The organism is Mahella australiensis 50-1 BON (assembly GCF_000213255.1).
Lineage (GTDB): Bacteria > Bacillota > Clostridia > Mahellales > Mahellaceae > Mahella > Mahella australiensis.
In genome coordinates, this window is record NC_015520.1 from 2,965,001 (window position 1) to 2,980,749 (window position 15,749).

The 15,749-nt window shown below is 44.5% G+C and carries 15 protein-coding genes and 1 pseudogene; all 16 read right to left on the reverse strand.

Annotation, left to right across the window (positions count from 1 at the left end; translation table 11 throughout):
- Window positions 1-97: 97 nt before the first annotated feature.
- A pseudogene (locus tag MAHAU_RS15800) lies at window positions 98-321 on the reverse strand (recombinase family protein); the annotation flags it as partial.
- 76 nt (window positions 322-397) lie between these two features.
- The gene (locus MAHAU_RS13870; RefSeq protein WP_013782344.1) at window positions 398-1,966 is read right to left on the reverse strand and encodes a recombinase family protein; all 1,569 of its coding nucleotides are present in this window, start codon (window positions 1,964-1,966) and stop codon (window positions 398-400) included.
- Window positions 1,929-2,387 (reverse strand): recombinase, encoded by a 459-nt coding sequence (locus MAHAU_RS13875; protein WP_013782345.1) that lies wholly within the window; start codon window positions 2,385-2,387, stop codon window positions 1,929-1,931. Before MAHAU_RS13875 ends, MAHAU_RS13870 begins: the two co-directional genes overlap by 38 nt.
- The gene (locus MAHAU_RS13880) at window positions 2,384-3,952 is read right to left on the reverse strand and encodes a recombinase family protein (protein ID WP_013782346.1); all 1,569 of its coding nucleotides are present in this window, start codon (window positions 3,950-3,952) and stop codon (window positions 2,384-2,386) included. The genes MAHAU_RS13875 and MAHAU_RS13880 overlap by 4 nt, the downstream gene beginning before the upstream one ends.
- A gap of 61 nt (window positions 3,953-4,013) precedes the next feature.
- Window positions 4,014-4,232: an SHOCT domain-containing protein gene (locus tag MAHAU_RS13885; RefSeq protein WP_013782347.1), complete on the reverse strand. Its 219-nt coding sequence runs from the start codon at window positions 4,230-4,232 to the stop codon at window positions 4,014-4,016.
- Window positions 4,233-4,285: 53 nt separating this feature from the next.
- Window positions 4,286-5,290 (reverse strand): N-acetylmuramoyl-L-alanine amidase, encoded by a 1,005-nt coding sequence (locus tag MAHAU_RS13890; RefSeq protein ID WP_013782348.1) that lies wholly within the window; start codon window positions 5,288-5,290, stop codon window positions 4,286-4,288.
- A complete protein-coding gene (locus MAHAU_RS13895) occupies window positions 5,287-5,706 on the reverse strand; it encodes a phage holin family protein (protein WP_004400092.1) in 420 nt (139 codons plus the stop codon). Before MAHAU_RS13895 ends, MAHAU_RS13890 begins: the two co-directional genes overlap by 4 nt.
- An 86-nt stretch (window positions 5,707-5,792) precedes the next feature.
- Window positions 5,793-8,261, reverse strand: a complete 2,469-nt coding sequence (locus MAHAU_RS13900) for a glycosyl hydrolase family 18 protein (RefSeq protein ID WP_013782349.1) — start codon at window positions 8,259-8,261, stop codon at window positions 5,793-5,795.
- On the reverse strand, window positions 8,258-8,833 hold the full coding sequence (locus MAHAU_RS13905; RefSeq protein WP_003868535.1) for a hypothetical protein: 576 nt from the start codon (window positions 8,831-8,833) through the stop codon (window positions 8,258-8,260). The genes MAHAU_RS13900 and MAHAU_RS13905 overlap by 4 nt, the downstream gene beginning before the upstream one ends.
- A 9-nt stretch (window positions 8,834-8,842) precedes the next feature.
- On the reverse strand, window positions 8,843-9,037 hold the full coding sequence (locus tag MAHAU_RS16255; RefSeq protein WP_003520677.1) for a hypothetical protein: 195 nt from the start codon (window positions 9,035-9,037) through the stop codon (window positions 8,843-8,845).
- A 10-nt stretch (window positions 9,038-9,047) separates the two neighbouring features.
- The gene (locus MAHAU_RS13910; RefSeq protein ID WP_013782350.1) at window positions 9,048-11,570 is read right to left on the reverse strand and encodes a phage tail spike protein; all 2,523 of its coding nucleotides are present in this window, start codon (window positions 11,568-11,570) and stop codon (window positions 9,048-9,050) included.
- 4 nt (window positions 11,571-11,574) lie between these two features.
- Entirely contained in the window at window positions 11,575-12,348 is a 774-nt protein-coding gene (locus MAHAU_RS13915) for a distal tail protein Dit (RefSeq protein WP_013782351.1), read from the reverse strand.
- Window positions 12,349-12,361: 13 nt separating this feature from the next.
- Window positions 12,362-14,548: a phage tail protein gene (locus MAHAU_RS13920; RefSeq protein ID WP_013782352.1), complete on the reverse strand. Its 2,187-nt coding sequence runs from the start codon at window positions 14,546-14,548 to the stop codon at window positions 12,362-12,364.
- A 27-nt stretch (window positions 14,549-14,575) separates the two neighbouring features.
- Entirely contained in the window at window positions 14,576-14,767 is a 192-nt protein-coding gene (locus MAHAU_RS16260) for a hypothetical protein (protein WP_003520671.1), read from the reverse strand.
- The gene (locus MAHAU_RS13930; RefSeq protein ID WP_003516030.1) at window positions 14,764-15,147 is read right to left on the reverse strand and encodes a hypothetical protein; all 384 of its coding nucleotides are present in this window, start codon (window positions 15,145-15,147) and stop codon (window positions 14,764-14,766) included. Before MAHAU_RS13930 ends, MAHAU_RS16260 begins: the two co-directional genes overlap by 4 nt.
- The gene (locus MAHAU_RS13935) at window positions 15,147-15,746 is read right to left on the reverse strand and encodes a major tail protein (protein ID WP_013782353.1); all 600 of its coding nucleotides are present in this window, start codon (window positions 15,744-15,746) and stop codon (window positions 15,147-15,149) included. Before MAHAU_RS13935 ends, MAHAU_RS13930 begins: the two co-directional genes overlap by 1 nt.
- Window positions 15,747-15,749: the final 3 nt, after the last annotated feature.

The window sequence follows — 15,749 nt, forward strand, 5'->3', positions numbered from 1 at the left end:
GCTGAAACGAGTTCACTTATTAGATTATCCCCAAGTATAAATAGAAAAGAACCGCCCATCAAGAAGTATTTCTCCTCAATCGGCGGTCAAGTTCATTTTAAATTAATACATCAATCTCTACTCCAGACTTAAACTCAACGGTCAGCTTATTATCAAATACCGTAACTTTTTCAATAAGCCGCCTTACCAGTTGCTCATCATATTCCTCCAGCTCATAGGACTGTTCATTCAAGAAGTCTGTCATTTCAGCTATTCGCTGCTTCTTCCTTCACGCTCTGCATTTTTAACCAGCGCATTTTGCTTCTGCTCCCGCAATCGGTAATCCAATTATGTCTCCTGTAGTTATTTATAATAGTATAAGTACTCTTCCCCTACTGGCGGCTATCTTAATACGAGCTTATAGGTTTACTTCTATTTCTAACCCTGACTTAAACTCTACCACTAGCCTGTCATTATATACAGTTGCCTTTTCAATTAGTTTTCTAACCAGTTTATCATCAAATTCCGTAATACCACCGGTTTGCATATTAAGGAAGTCCGTCATCTCAGCGATCCGATCCCGCTTATCTTGACGGAGAGCGTTTCTTGAAAGGGTTTCTTGCCTTAAGTCCCGTAAGCGGTAAATCTCATTGACAATATTATCATATGCTTCCTTTGAATTTGCCAATTGGATCAACTCGGCTTGAAGCTCTTCCAGCCTTTTATCAATATCTGCCGTACTCTCGTCCAAATCCTCGTTTAATACGGTTTCAATATTCTTTTTCAGTATGGCCAGGAAAGAGTTTTTCCCGCTGACGGCTATATTGATAGCTTCTACAATCTTCTCTTTGAGAGTATCTTCAAGTATAGTGGAAGCGGTACAAAACAAACCGGTGTTTTCCAATCTGCTGACGCATCTCCAAACGATGGATTTTTTCCCTCGATTATTCCAATGAACCCTGCGGAATACTTCATGACACTTGCCGCAGAACACCATTTGGGATAAGGGATGATTATTGCTGTAGTTTCTCTTCTTTCCGTTCTTACTTATATGCACACATCTTCTGCGGACAAGCTCTTCCTGAACCTGCATATAAATTTCACGCGGGATTATGGGCTCATGGCTGTTTTCTACATAGTATTGAGGAACTATGCCGTTATTGGCCACCCTTTTCTTCGATAAAAAATCTACTGTATAGGTTTTCTGCAACAGCGCATCACCGATATATTTTTCATTCCTCAAAATCTTATTGATGGTGCTGGTATGCCATCTGTGATTGCCTGCACCTGTCAGAATTCCGTCAGCTTCCAGACCTCTTGCTATCTGTAGCATACTGGAACCTTCAAGGTATTCTCTGTAAATGCGTTTAACGATCTCTGCTTCTTCAGGTACGATAACTAAATTGCCATCCTTATCCTTTGTATAGCCAAGAAACCGGTTGTGATTAATATGGATTTTTCCTTGCTGATATCGGTACTGAATACCCAGTTTTACATTCTGGCTTAACGATTGGCTTTCTTGCTGCGCCAAAGAAGCCATAATGGTCAGCAGGATTTCCCCTTTGGAATCCAATGTGTTTATATTTTCCTTTTCAAAGTAAACTGGAATATTTTTTTCTTTAAGCTGCCTTATGTACTTTAGGCAGTCCAGCGTATTTCTTGCAAAACGGCTGATAGATTTCGTAATTATCATATCGATTTTGCCCTGCATACATTCTTCTATCATCCGGTTAAACTCTTCACGCTTTTTCGTGTTGGTTCCAGTAATCCCTTCATCCGCAAATATGCCAGCTAACTCCCATTCCGGATTGCTTTTAATGTAGTTTGTGTAGTGCTCAATTTGCGCTTCATAACTGGTTGCCTGCTCCTCGCTGTCCGTAGATACGCGGCAATAGGCTGCTACCCGAAGCTTAGGCAATTCTTCAGCCTTTGCACTATTTCCAATCCGTTTACGAGCAGGGATTACCGTAACATTCCTGATTGCCATCTGAAATCACCTCGCTCTTAATAAGACTATAAGCATACTCTGCCTGCTGAAATGGATCATCATATAGATTATCTGGCATTGAAGCATGAAACCTAAAATTTAGGCATTTCTTTTCATTTCCTTTATGTTCATAAATCCTGCCAAGTGCCTCAGCTCGCCTGCGTCTTTCCAGTTGTACTTCTTCGAATGTATCCCTGCTGATAATGGGCGGATAGAATTTATCCTCTACATACCGTTTATCTGTCAGCATTCTTGCAATAGATGTATGGCAGCGCTTAATACCCGCGTTTTTGGCCGCTTCAGTTAAAGAAAGCCCGGAAAGATAAGCCCCAAACAGCTCCTTTATCTTAACCGCTTCCTTTTCGTTAACAACAGCCTTGCCGTTTTTAATGGCATACCCAAAAGGTATATGGCTCATCATCTCACCATCCTTTCCCTCAGGTTCAATCCGCATTTCATTTTGAAGCCTATTTCCTCCTGCGAAAACACAATGATTTCTTCAATAAAATTCTCAAATATTTCACTATCAAATCTATCAATCTGCTTTTCAGCTTTCATTGCAAATTTAAGAAGTTTCTCAACTTCAACAAGAGCAGTCATGCCCCCATTGATTGCGCGGTTTATGGCTTCTTTTTGTTCTTTTAACAAGGCTGCTTCTTTGCTCAGCTCATTTTTCTGTGTATTAAAAAGAGCGGGTTCCAGGTATCCTTTGGCCATAAGTCCCATAATCACCTGTACCCGCTCTGTATTTTCTTTTATTTTAGTTTCCAGCTCCTGAATCTTAGTTATGTTATCTGAGTAATTTGTTTTCTTTAAGCTTTGCAGCAATGGCCTTAGAATGAACTTATGTCCGAAAATAAGCTTATTCATCATAACAACAAAAGCCTGATGGATCCCATCCTCTCTGACAAATTTCATTGAACAAGCCGAAGCGTCTTTTATATGCTTTGTGCAGCACCAGGCAATGTATTTATGATTACCACTGCCATGAATTCGACGCTTAAAACTGCTGCCACATTCTGCGCATTTGATTTTCCCCGAGAAAGGGTAGCGGTTTTGATATTTACTGCTTCCCTTGATTACGCCTTTTTCTTTACCTCTTTGCTTCAATATTTCTTTGACGGCTTCAAATTCCTCATGGGATATAATGGCTTCATGATGATCCTTTATCATGTATTGATCCTTTTCACCACGATTATAATGCCGCTTAAAATTCTCATCTGTATATGTTTTTTGCAGAAGGACATCCCCGGTATATTTTTCATTGCTAAGGATACCGCGGATAGTGGTCGCTGTCCAATGTGAACCTCTCTTTGTTGGGATTTTATCCAAATTTAACCCATCTGCAATTTTCTGTGTGCCTTTACCAGCCAAAGCCTCGGAAAAAATCCGCTTTATGATTTCAGCCTGTTCTTTATTGATAAATAGCTTTCCATCCACATAATCGTAACCATAGGGAGGATACGAAATTTTGTATGTTCCGTTTTGGAACCTACGTCTGATAGACCACTTACTATTTTCTGCAATGGATAATGACTCGTTTTCTGCAAGACTGCTCAAAATTGTCAGCACCAATTCGCCTTCCATGCGCTGTGTGTTTATATTCTCTTTCTCGAAATAGATGAAAACACCGAGATCGGTAAGTTTTCTCACCATCTCAATACAGTCGGTTGTGTTTCTGGCAAATCTGCTGACCGACTTGGTTATAATAAAGTCAATTTTCATGTTTTCACAATCTGCAAGCAGCCTTAAAAGTTCAGTTCGGTTTTCCTTTTTTGTGCCTGATATGCCTTCGTCATAGTAAATCCCTGCAAATTCCCAATCCGGGTTTGCTTTTATATAGGATTCATAATGGTCTTTTTGTGCTTCCAGGCTTGCCATTTGCTCATCGCTGTCGGTTGAAACCCTGCAATAAGCCGCTACCCTCACCTTTGGCTTGAAAGCTTGGAGAGCATTGTTTCCATCAATCCTCGTTACCTTTCTCACTGTTTTCACCTCCTTTGGGCATGTGACATGTTACCTCTGTGTGCCGCTAATAGCAAGCTAATTAGGCCATAAGCTGTGCGTACATCGGCGAGAAAGTTTTAAGATTTAACTTGTCGATTTTGTCGAATTCTTCCTCTGAAATCAGTCCCGCTTTAAGCATCTTTTGCAGGATTTTATATGCCCGCCAGTAATCAACCTCTCTTTGAATTTCCTCCTGTGTTATCTTTGTATTGTTCGTTTCCTGCGGGTTATATGGTAAATGATTAGCCCCCTCTATCATTCAAGCACCTCCTATAAAAACTTGGGACAGCCGCGATTGGCTGTCCTTTATCGTTATTTAGGCAATTTCAGAACTTGTCCGGGGTAAATAGTATCCGTAGTCAGGCTATTCAGTTTCTTGATCTCCGGATATCTTGTTCCTCTACCGAGTTCTTTTTCTGCTATTCTCCATAAGGTGTCGCCTTTTTGCACTGTATAGGTTCTATTGCTCTTGTTATCTGTAATACTGTTTACTATTACAAGGTTTTCTTTTGCTACCCAAGTGTTTATACCTGCAACCTCTAAACCGCCGGATTTCTTAACCTTTTTGCCAAGTAAAACACACTCTTTGCCGCCTTTTATGACCGGCTTGCCTTTATATAAAGTCTGTGTGACCCTGTGGTAATAGTCATTTTTGACCCACGTTGGAACTTCCACACTGCCGGGGTAGTAATTCTTTACACTGACCTTAAACTCCACCATATCTCCAATTCCAATATCAGTATTGATATCTGTACTGTTCTCCAGCGCTTTTTTTACTGCTTTACGGAAAGTGTCCATATTCTCCCCATGCTTGGGAAACCAGTGCATCACATCAGCATGGTTGCTGGCAATACCGAGCTTATATCCTTCGGAGTGGCAGATGATGTCATTCTCATTAAGACCGTACTTCTTGCAGAGCATAACGCAGAGTTCAACAGCATTCTGCCACGCTTTACGGAAATAATCTTCCTGCTTTGCTGCATCATAACCCACCATTACCGACCCGGATTTATACGAAAACCCAGCAGGCTCACAGATTTCAAAGCCAATATGGGTATTGTTGGCTGCTCCTCCCGCATGCCACCCGCGATGATCCCAAGGCAGGTATTGCCAAACCTCTTTATCGTCTACAAAAGCGTGAACACATACCTGCCTATTTATTTCGCCGGCCTTGTAAGATTTGTTCCAACGGGAAAACCACTCAGCCGCCATTACACCCGGCACAGCCGTCGAATGTGCCATGATTCCTTTAGGCGTGATTTTTCGGTCTGCTGTATAGCAATCGTTTCGCGTCATGTACTTCGTGTACAGCTTCATTTCTTTTCATCCTCCTCATTTGAGTGGCCATGCAGTTGTTCCAATGCGTTCTTCAGCTTTTCAGGAATGGGCAGTCCTATATGTGCTGCATTCTCAAGAATTGAAATTCCCTCGTTACTCAGGTAAAAGAAAATCACCGCTGTCCGGATTGCCCCGCCATTGCCGAGCACCTGGCTGTCGATGATGTGTCCTACTCCTACAAGTACAAAAATAAGCACTTTCTTAAAGATGCCCTTGGCCCCGACTTCACTCGAAAGCTTTCTGTCTACAACGGCACACATCACTCCGGTCACATAGTCAATGGCTACAAAAGCGATGAGTGCGTATAAAAATCCATCCAGCCCTCCAAGAAACCATCCAAGAAATCCGCCAATAGCAGTAAAAACCGCCTGCGCCCAGTTCCATACTGTTTTCATTGTCTTAAACCTCCGTTCAACTTGAGTTTTGCATATAAAAAAGCGCCCTGCCTTAAAGCAAAGCGCTGAAAATTAAAACTTCTAATCTATATTTGCTTCGGAAGCGCCTCCCACAACCGCATATCCTCCTGCCCAAGAGACCAGATGGCTATACCTCGCAGTTTCCATCGATAAGCCGCTTCGTTTGCCCAGTAAACAAGGCTGTCCACATCCTGATAATACAGAATAGAAAAACCATCTGCATCTCCGAGGAAGAGACGGGATATCCAAATATTGATGTCTTTCGGTATAATCTTTACTTCATAGTCATTACCGCAAGAAAGAGCCAAAAGTTGTGAGTGGAAGAAGTCATAATCCATCGAAATGTCCTCACTGCGAGTTATCGATTCCTCCACATCGCTATTTACTGAAAACACCTGAAATTCATCATCCCACGTGACACCAGTGCGAGCAAGCCTGCCAAAGCTGGTTATAGTTCCATCCGGGAGTTCCACATCAAAACGCTCGTATGGTTCATATACCCACGCATCGCCCAGCCGCAGCAGCTCGCATACCGTCCGGTTGTCCGAGCAGTACCCTGCATAACCACTACCACCGATTACATTCACTGTGAAACGCAGGGTTGAAGCTGCACCAGAATATACTCTTACTTTATTGCCGCGTTTTCGCATCTCTATAGTATACATATTCGGATTAGCACGAAGATCGGCATCTACAGTTTTTGAGAAACTGGTGGAATAGCTACCAAGCAAGGAATTACCTTGATAAAGCTCGACTCTTTGCGTGTCATAGTTTAAGCAGCAGAAAATATCCCCAAGGAACACCCCAGCCCGTCCACTGCTATTTTGAGGGAAAGCCAGCCTTGCCCGGATATGGATGTCGGAAAACCCGTCGTATTTCCATGCAAGTTTGCCATATCCCTCGAGCTGGGAATATGGGCGACTTTCTGTGCTGTCTGGCTCTTGCCAAACATCCCATTCGCCGTCCAACACAGTCCAGTAATTTTCAGGCAGGATGTTCCTGTCCCGAAAATCTTCATACCAAATAAGCGTCGAGTCGGGTTTTCTTCGCAACATTTCAAAGGTCAGTTTAAAACCTCGATCCGGCTCAACCATCACACCATTTACATCCTTGAACCGACGAGGAGAGAGCATAAAGCTGGCTTCACCGGCAAAGGGATACTCCGAAAATCCACTGCAAACCCTAAAACCGTAAAACTGGACTCCCGGCACACCACCGCTTATGCTGACAGCATGCGTTCCCTCTTGGAGAAATACACCTTTTGCAAGTGTCAACCAGCAAACTCTTCTCCAGTATGGCCACCATAAACGGTTCTCGCTGAAAGTCTTTGATTCACCATCAAGGGAAACGATAATCGCATTTTTGTCCCAGTAAGGAAAGCAAAGCTGTACTGCAATATCGTAATATCCCGCTTCTCTTATCTCAAAACGGTACTCTGCTGACGCCTGGTCATCTCCAAGTGAGGCCATCTCATCAGTAATAATGACATTTCCTTCGTATTCATCCGGAACTCCGTTCCTGTCAATATAAATGGTTCCGAACTCCGCTTTCGGCTCCTTGCCATAGCTTGTCAAATATCTTCGCCTGTTATAAACCCCTTTTAGCAGCGGATATTCCCAGGATATAGCATCCCACCCTTCCATATAGTCATATACATGAGGAAGAGCCCAAGGTACTTTGTTATAGTCATCCCAGTAAGCCACAATTGGAATAAACGGCTGGGGCGGTGCATCGCCTGTGAAATTGTAAACCCCAGTCATCCAGTATTTTGCCGCATAGTAGGTATTAGACACCCCTCGATAGGTTATTCCAAGGTTTTCAGGTGTATCATGAATCCTCCAGTTCCAGCCATAAGCAGGCAACCCCATGAATATCTTATCGGGTGACATAACGGAAACAGCATAATCATATATGCCCTCAAGCCAGTCACGAGGAGATACTGGGCCGGGAGCAGAGCCCGCCCATGCCATGCCATAGCTCATGATGGCGGCGGTATCGCAATAGTCGTTAAGATCGGCATAAACACACCAGTTTTCACCGCCCACCGAGCCTTGAACGCCGGTCATACCAGGCAGGCAGATGTTGACAAGCTTTGTTGCATCATAAGACTTAACTGTATTGTATATATCCCTAAATAGTGCATTCGCCGCATCCTTGTTTTCATAACCGCCGCCGCGCTCCAGGTCAATATCTACCCCAGCGCACCATGGATACTTGTTCATGATTCGGATGATTTCAGTAAGAAACTTATCCTTTGCACCGTTTTCGTTGTTGCGAAGTGCAGTAAAAATATTGGCTATTCCATGATTCATAATAGTGAGCAGCCACTTAATGTGCGGCCATTTCTGAATATACGGTAGCATGCTGCTGATGCTGGTACCGGTTTCAGTGATTGTGCCTGTTGCGTCAACCTCAAAAGTAAAAATGCCTACCGTATCAAATCGGTCGCCGTAGTCTCTAAGTGCTTCATACATTCGGGCATTTCCCATAAAACTCCACACCATGCAACGTTTGCCTTTTAAGAAATCCCTCACAACCGGTCACCGCCTTCTTGCATCTCCTGAAATTCAAAGAGCACCCGCGCCGATTTTCTCTCTTCCAGCTTCACCATATGTTTGCTATCCCATGCCGCAGAGTATTGATAAAATCCATCCTTACGAGTAGGGCTTCCGTTTTTAAGGCATTGGCGGGTGGAAGCCTTGAGCGCCAGCTCATCGCCTGCATTAACCGGGTCAAGAAACCTTACCTTATGCGCACCTACACCTTGGGATAGTTCAATACTCCCTGCGGCCATATCCTGTATAGGATAAATATAGCAGTCAAGGCCAGCAGAAGTTTTACCCAGGTTGAATAAAATTACAGTCTCCGCTGTTCGCACCACACCGTTATAATGCCGGGGCGGAACTGGCTGCCCGTTTTCCTGCATTTTCGTTAGCATTTTGCTCGTGTGGACGGTATAGCCTGTCAACTGATCTCCATCCTGAAGCTGCAGGTCGGTGAAATAGATTATTCCGGTACAGTCGGAAATCTTGAGTATCACAGTAACGCCCACCACATGTTTATTGCTTTTTAGTTGTATGGTTTCTGCAAATCTTGAAAACTGCATCCATTTCACCTACCCGTCTAATGTCCACTGTATTTCGCATACATGCCCGATCCATCCGGTGGAAACCGAGCCGCCCTGAAGCAATAAGTCTGTAAAGTACACTGTGCCGGTGCAGTCAGTGACGCACAGCCTGATGGTGATAGACTTGACTCTGCTGATACTTTTGGGAGAAATACTGTGTGCGATTTGATTGAAATATGCCATATCACCACCCTCAAATCAGGTCTATAAATCTTGTTTCCGTTGTACCGTCCTCGTATTCAATGACTATCTCAACACCAACTTGGCCGTTTTCGCCCTTTTCAAGGTTTTCGGAAGCAATCTGCGCTGAAAATGTATAGCTTTTACGTGTCGCTGGGTATACCGTCTGTGACAGACTCTTTGTCATACCAGGTACACCAACAGCCTTGAAGGAAGCAGTTCCCGAAACACCATTCTCAGTGTCTACTTCAAAACCGGAATTGACCCAGTAGGCAAAACCATCATCCGCCCTGGAATTGCGCAGATGGTTGAATGGTACCATATCTTTAATTTCCTGACGGTTTACCAACTCTGCTGAGGACAGCGCATCCGCTGCCTTGTCCCACTGTGCTGAAGAATCGCCAAGTTCCCGCAGTTTAGTTGAAAGCTCAATCACTGTTTTCCATGGCTCCTGTAAGTTATACTGCCTTCTCACAACACGTGTCTTTACCAAAAGGCCTAGTTCTTTATCGTCTACTGTAACAATATCACCCAGTTTCCATGCTTCGTGCTCATAACCGGTTAGCGCAGATAAATCCATTGCAGACAGTACATAAGAGACGCGAGGCTTCGAATATTCTGCAAGCCGCATTTTTGCATATTCCAGCATCTGATACGGATTTGTAAACGACGAACAATCAAGCGTCGACACCCTCACTTCACTGGAAAAAGTGTAATCTTCCACGTATTCCTTACCTCCATTAATTGAAGCGAAGGTCAATCCGTCCTTTCCATAAGCATAGAGCCTTGTCACTAATTCACGTGTATCGACTACCCGCTGAATACTTTTCAAATTCTTTCTATATGAAAAAAGCGCTCCGCTATCAGTACCACTAAAAGTCAAAAGGTGTACCTGGCGGTTGGCGCTGTCAAACACCAGATCGCCGCCATAAATATTCTGTACAGTGCGAAGGATGGATAAGGCATTTTTTTCTGTACACTGCCATGTCCGTTTCGTAGTGACAGTAACATTTCCTACTGTCCAGCCTGTACCCAAAAGTGCATATTGCATCGGAACATCTGCAGTATCTGCATTGAATTCTCTAGGTTCTTTTTCCGCACTGAAAGACAGATCGTAAAATACCGCTTCAGCATATACTTGCGTAATAACACGCCCATCTTCGCTTTTATTGTCCGTTAAGGTTCGGATCCGGTAAATGTCATTTACGATTTGCACTTGTTTTTCATTTTCCAGTGTGCTTCTTTTTGGATCATGGAACGGAAGCTTGAATTCCAGCGTATCCGCGCCGTTCACCTCACCAGTGACAATGATATCAAAGGCATTTTCAAGAACAGCTTCCCATGCTCCGTTTTTGTCCAAAATCACAGGACGGGCAAAGCCTAGTTTCTCATAGGGCGCTTTCGGTATATCATGAAGCTGTATTTCCAGAAGTTTTGGTGTCTTCAACGGATCGCTGCTGGTAAGGGTAACACGGAACCTTATATATTGCCGATTTGGCGATTGAAGTTCACCGCTGGTTCCCACAGCCTGCCATGCAGACCATTCTTCAAGATCATCGCTTGTGCTGGTCTCTACTATAGACACTGAAGTAACACCTGCAGTATATTCGCTTGTCACAGCTACACGACCGCTGCCCGATAATGCACATGGAACCGCCCTTGTATAAAGTACGCCACTTGCAGGATACTCGCCATCTGTTGCTTTAAGGGTGACTGCGCCAGGCTCTGCCAAAGCATCTACATCCGAAGCCGCATCCCCACCGTTTGCATGTAAAGACGACTTAAAATATAACAGCAAATCATCAGCTGTAAGCTGTGAGTCCGTTTCCAGAAACCAGTCGTCGAAGCCTCCGGCATAGTAGTAGGTATTTGCATGCATCCCCATAATAATGTTTGCTATACACTCCCGATTCAGCTCTCCCGAAAAGGAACGCACAGGCGACACCCAGGTTGCCCCGTCGCTGCGATCGCATATGATGTTCTGTACCTTTTTGTTGCTTACTTCAATGATGGAGGCGATAAAATACCAGCCGCCGTTTTTCAAGGTAATGGTAGACGTTTCACTCTGGTCGTAGATTAGTGCGCCGGAGGAGTTATACAACATCAGCCTAAGTCTCCCTTGATAAAGTGAAACATAAAAAATTGGCTGACCGGGTCCTTGGCGGGTATTGAATATGGGTATATATGTCTGGCCGACCGAATAGGTGGTAGGATTAATCCAACCTCCTACAACAATCTTTTCGCCCAGATTGCTAAAGAAACTCCCATCATTTTCTGCTATAAGATGGGTCTTTTCAGAAGTCGGATTAACAATATTTTGCCTAAAGTATCTTCCGAATCTTCCAGCAATAAGGTTTGCTGATGTACCTGACCAGCCGGAGATGGTAAAATGTCTGCCATGTCCCGATGAATCCATAAGCTGAAGATTTTCGTCTGGTGTTTTTTCATTAAATCGCCATAAAGCAGACGTCCTTGATGTTACAGGAAACTCACCGGTAAAATCCTCTTGGCTCGTTAGAATTGATTTTATCGCCATATTATCACCTCCATCTGCTTTTTGCCTGTATTTTTAACTCAGTAAAGGTCGCGTTTTCTGCGGCAATCTCAATATGATTAACACCTTTCCTGAGAATTGGAAAATTCAGATCCTGCAGGCTGGGAAGACCATTTCTCAAGGTTCGGCCTGTTTCATCAATAACCTTAGCTGTTACCATGCCGGAGTCGACAATCAGAGTTTCACCTTCAGATAATGAGCCAACAATTAGCAATTCCTCGCCGTTTGTAATAAGCGAAATATAGCTTGATGAGGACGTTGATATCAAACCCTTCAAGAGATAAACCGGATTGGAATCCGCATTTCCTTTAACCCTCTCCAATTCATGCAGACCTGTTTCAGAAAGAACAAATATCTCATCTTCCAACGCGTAAACATACGGGTCGGGACAAACAAACCGAAGTTCAAAGCTGCCCGCTGTCCGCAATATCCGCTCACAGTCAACCGCTTCTGATAAGCGAGCCATGAAATATCGGTCGGGCAAATCATCTAGAACAAGTTGTCTAAGACCGTTTTCCGGATTTAACCATTCAGCAACATTATCAAGAACCGATACAAGATCGGCAAAACTGCGCTGGGGAAGCACACTACAGCTAATTATTATGTTTCGTTCTGATATGTCGCAGCCAAAATCTGCAATACCTGCTTTGCCCGGCACAGTTTCAAATGAATTGCGCAGGGCAGGGGAGACCTGCCATTTGGTAAGTCTTGCTCGTATTTTCATACTTTGCGACGATATTCCATTGTAGATAAATCCCATATGCTTCCCTCCATTACGCTGTTATAAAACGTCCCTGCGCCCTTGAACCTGTCTGCATCAGGTTATATAACTCCTGTGAAATCCTACGTATGTCTTCTTCACCACGAACAATCATCTGCTGCACCACAACAAGCGGCCCAGAAGCTAAACCGCTAAATCCACCTCTTCCACTTACATTAATATCAGGAGATATATTAAAATCTGTCGGCACTGCATTTTGCATATTGTCTGCCACTCTGGCCATAGCCTTGTCAAATCCCTCACCAATACCCAGTGCCATATTGCCGCCAATACCTTCAAAAACAGTGGACGGAGATCTGATTCCAAGAAAATTCTTTACTCCATCAACAATACCGGAAAAGAAACCGGAAACCTTATCCTTAATCCAGCTACCAAGGCTTTTAATACCTTCCCAGATGCCTTTTACAATGTTCTTACCAATCTCAACCACTGAAACAACCGCCTTGCCCAAACCTTCTATAATAGCCGCAACAATCTGAGGTAAAGACTTTACTAGTTCTGGAATGGCTTTCACAAGCCCGGCAGCAAGCTGTACGATAAGCGTAATTCCCAATTCTATGATCTTCGGCATATTGTTCGTCACAAAGTCAATGATTGTTGTAATTATCCTCGGCAGTGCTTCAATTAGTTCTGGCAATGCATTTAAAAGTCCCTGCGCCAGTCCCTGAATCAATGTAAAAGCAGCTTCAAGGATTTTGTCCATATTATCCAGCAGCCCTTGCACAATGGTGATCACTGCTTGAACCGCTGCTGGAATTAGCTCCGGTAATGCTTCTCCAAGCCCCATTACCAACGCTGTGATTAGCTGTACCGCTGCATCAATGAGTAAAGGCAGGTTATCAATGAGTGCTCCGACAATGGTCATGACCGCATCTACTGCTGCTGGAATCAGCTCCGGCAGCAGGCTCAAGAGAGTTTGAAGCACCTGAGAGAACAATTCAGTTACAGTTTGCAACAGCACGGGAAGCAGATCTTTGACTGCTGAGATAATCGCACCGGTTGCCTCCGGCAGAGCAGCCACTATATTTTCCAAAACCGGTACAATATTTTTAACTACAGCCTGAAAGGCATCCACAAGATTTTGTGTTAGGTTCGTCATATCAGCGTTCGCATTGCCAAGTCCTGCTATAAACGAACTTAGAGAGGCTTGTAAAAGACCAATGGAACCGCTGATGGTCTGGGTAGACTCTCTTGCGAAGTTTCCAGCATACTGTTCGGTTTTTTCAAAAAACATCTGCATGGCGATCTCGGCCTTTTCGGCATTGGTTGCGCTATTCCAGGCAAAATCCAGCCCTTTTGCAAGAGCATAAGCTTCGATGGTAGTGGCGTTCATGGCGACACCCAGATTATCCATCATGGTGAAGTTACCCTTGGCTGCGCCAGCGATGGATTCCATGGCAGTCTGCATGTCAATGCCCATAACCGAAGCCATATCTGCCGCCCGTTGCATGGCCTTCTCGGTAAGTTCCAGACTTTTTTGCTGATCGACACCAGCACCCTGAAACAGTGCGCCCATTTTGTTGGCGGTGGCAAGGTACTCGGATTGGGACAAGCCCAGATTCTTGTAGGCTTCTTCTCCCGTTTTTTGGATACGTGCAGCATATTCGCCAAACACAGCTTCAGAACCGCCAAGGTTCTGCTCAAGCTCACCAAACTGCTCCACGACCTCTTTTCCCAGCTTGATGGCAGCCGCGCCCGCTGCGGTCGCTGCAGCACCCATAGCCGCGCCAACACCTTTAAGAACGCTGCCCAGCTTCTCAAATTTCGAGCTGGATTTTTCGGCATTGTCTCCACTTTCCTTCAATTCGTCCCCAAGCTCGTCTGCACTTTCAGCAGACTGTTCGAGCTCGCGCTCCATTTTGTTCAGTTCGGCTTTTGCATTATTAAGCTGTATTTGCCACGACTGAGTACGTCTGTCGGTTTCTCCGAAAGATGAGGCGGCATTGGCAAGGGCTTTCTCCAAAGTAGCTATTTTTTCTTTCTGCAATTCGATCTCTTTGTTAAGCACCTTGTTTCTTGCAGTAACAGCTTCAACTGACTTATCCTGCTTGTCGAACTGAGATACGACCAGGTTCATTTCGCTACCCAGTACCTTAAAACTTTGATTGATCTCACGAATGGCGTTTTTAAATTCCTTTTCGCCTTCAATCCCGATCTTCAGGCCAAAATTGTCTGCCACATAACCGCCTCCTTTCCTGCAAAATTTTTAAATTCCGTAAGGTATCACATCATCAATGGTAAGCATACGCTTTGGTTTCGCCAGCCCTAAAAACTGCTTATGGCACTCCCATAAATCAAGCAGGTACCCAATAGGCATTAGCCATACTTCATCCTCTGAACGGTTGAGCTGAACAGTACCGTAATATAGAAGCCGAGTGAACAATTCCTCATCGCTCACTCGGCCGGTGTGTTTTTTAAGTCATCCTCACTTTCAACGTTTCTTTTGGTACCCTTGAACATTGCTTCCATGATAGCGTCTTTATATGCTGCCAGTTCCAAGGGAGATGTGAGAAGTTCCACTGTCTCTTCAGTCAGGAGTTCACGCTTATCCTGATTTTTGAGGTTGTGTATCAAAATGCTCTGGTTAGCCAGCAGTGTAATCAGCCATACCACTTCGTCAAGAGCCATCTCGAAGTTCTCGGTTTTCATCAGTTTCGTGCCGAGGTTTTCAAGACCGCCGTACCTTTTTGCAATCTCCTTTGTCGCTTTAGTGGTTAGAATAAGCTGATATTCTTCATCGCCTATTTTGATAATTGCGCTTCTGTCATTATCCTGCATTATTCGCTACCTCCTCCCACAGCAAATACCGGCTCATAAACTTCCGTATACCAACCGGTAATAGTTTCAGGCGATACACCGGGATCGTCTTCGCTGACCTCCGCCTTCCAAGGGTGCTTTCCCTGGCCATCTGGTTTGTTACGTCTCATGACTGTCCCTTCAATGGTGGGTGTCGAAAAGGTAATGCTGTCGCCCTTCGTCTGCAGATTTGTCGCCGGAATGCCGAATTTTACCCTATAAAGCCAAAAATACCTGTACTTGCCGTTAGCTTTCTTGGCTCTAAAGCCGATTGCCACAGGTGCGCCTCCATCCTCACTGGCAGAAATCAGCACCTTATTGTCATCAAGAGTGGCTCCCGTCAAAACCTCAGCAGCGTCTACTCCGATATCTGCAACACCAAGAGTCAGGGTGCCGCTTTGAAATTCCTTGACCACTTCTGCCGCCCCGTCATCGGCATAAAGTGTCGCCTCTGCCAGCTCCACAGAAAGCTCTGCCGTAATAGCCTTAGCCAGCGGAACAGGCGTGTCGTATGTCTCTTCTCCGTTTTCATTCTCAGTTATTTTGGCATAATATAACCTGTCCAGTCCGATTGTGGCCATGTT

Coding starts and splice junctions, on each gene's coding strand:
- MAHAU_RS13895 (WP_004400092.1), bottom strand. CDS start 5,706: ATGAAAACAGTATGGAACTGGGCGCAGGCGGTTTTTACTGCTATTGGC.
- MAHAU_RS13870 (WP_013782344.1), bottom strand. CDS start 1,966: ATGGCAATCAGGAATGTTACGGTAATCCCTGCTCGTAAACGGATTGGA.
- MAHAU_RS13890 (WP_013782348.1), bottom strand. CDS start 5,290: ATGAAGCTGTACACGAAGTACATGACGCGAAACGATTGCTATACAGCA.
- MAHAU_RS13875 (WP_013782345.1), bottom strand. CDS start 2,387: ATGATGAGCCATATACCTTTTGGGTATGCCATTAAAAACGGCAAGGCT.
- MAHAU_RS13930 (WP_003516030.1), bottom strand. CDS start 15,147: ATGCAGGATAATGACAGAAGCGCAATTATCAAAATAGGCGATGAAGAA.
- MAHAU_RS13915 (WP_013782351.1), bottom strand. CDS start 12,348: ATGGGATTTATCTACAATGGAATATCGTCGCAAAGTATGAAAATACGA.
- MAHAU_RS13910 (WP_013782350.1), bottom strand. CDS start 11,570: ATGGCGATAAAATCAATTCTAACGAGCCAAGAGGATTTTACCGGTGAG.
- MAHAU_RS13885 (WP_013782347.1), bottom strand. CDS start 4,232: ATGATAGAGGGGGCTAATCATTTACCATATAACCCGCAGGAAACGAAC.
- MAHAU_RS13935 (WP_013782353.1), bottom strand. CDS start 15,746: ATGGCCACAATCGGACTGGACAGGTTATATTATGCCAAAATAACTGAG.
- MAHAU_RS13905 (WP_003868535.1), bottom strand. CDS start 8,833: ATGCAGTTTTCAAGATTTGCAGAAACCATACAACTAAAAAGCAATAAA.
- MAHAU_RS16255 (WP_003520677.1), bottom strand. CDS start 9,037: ATGGCATATTTCAATCAAATCGCACACAGTATTTCTCCCAAAAGTATC.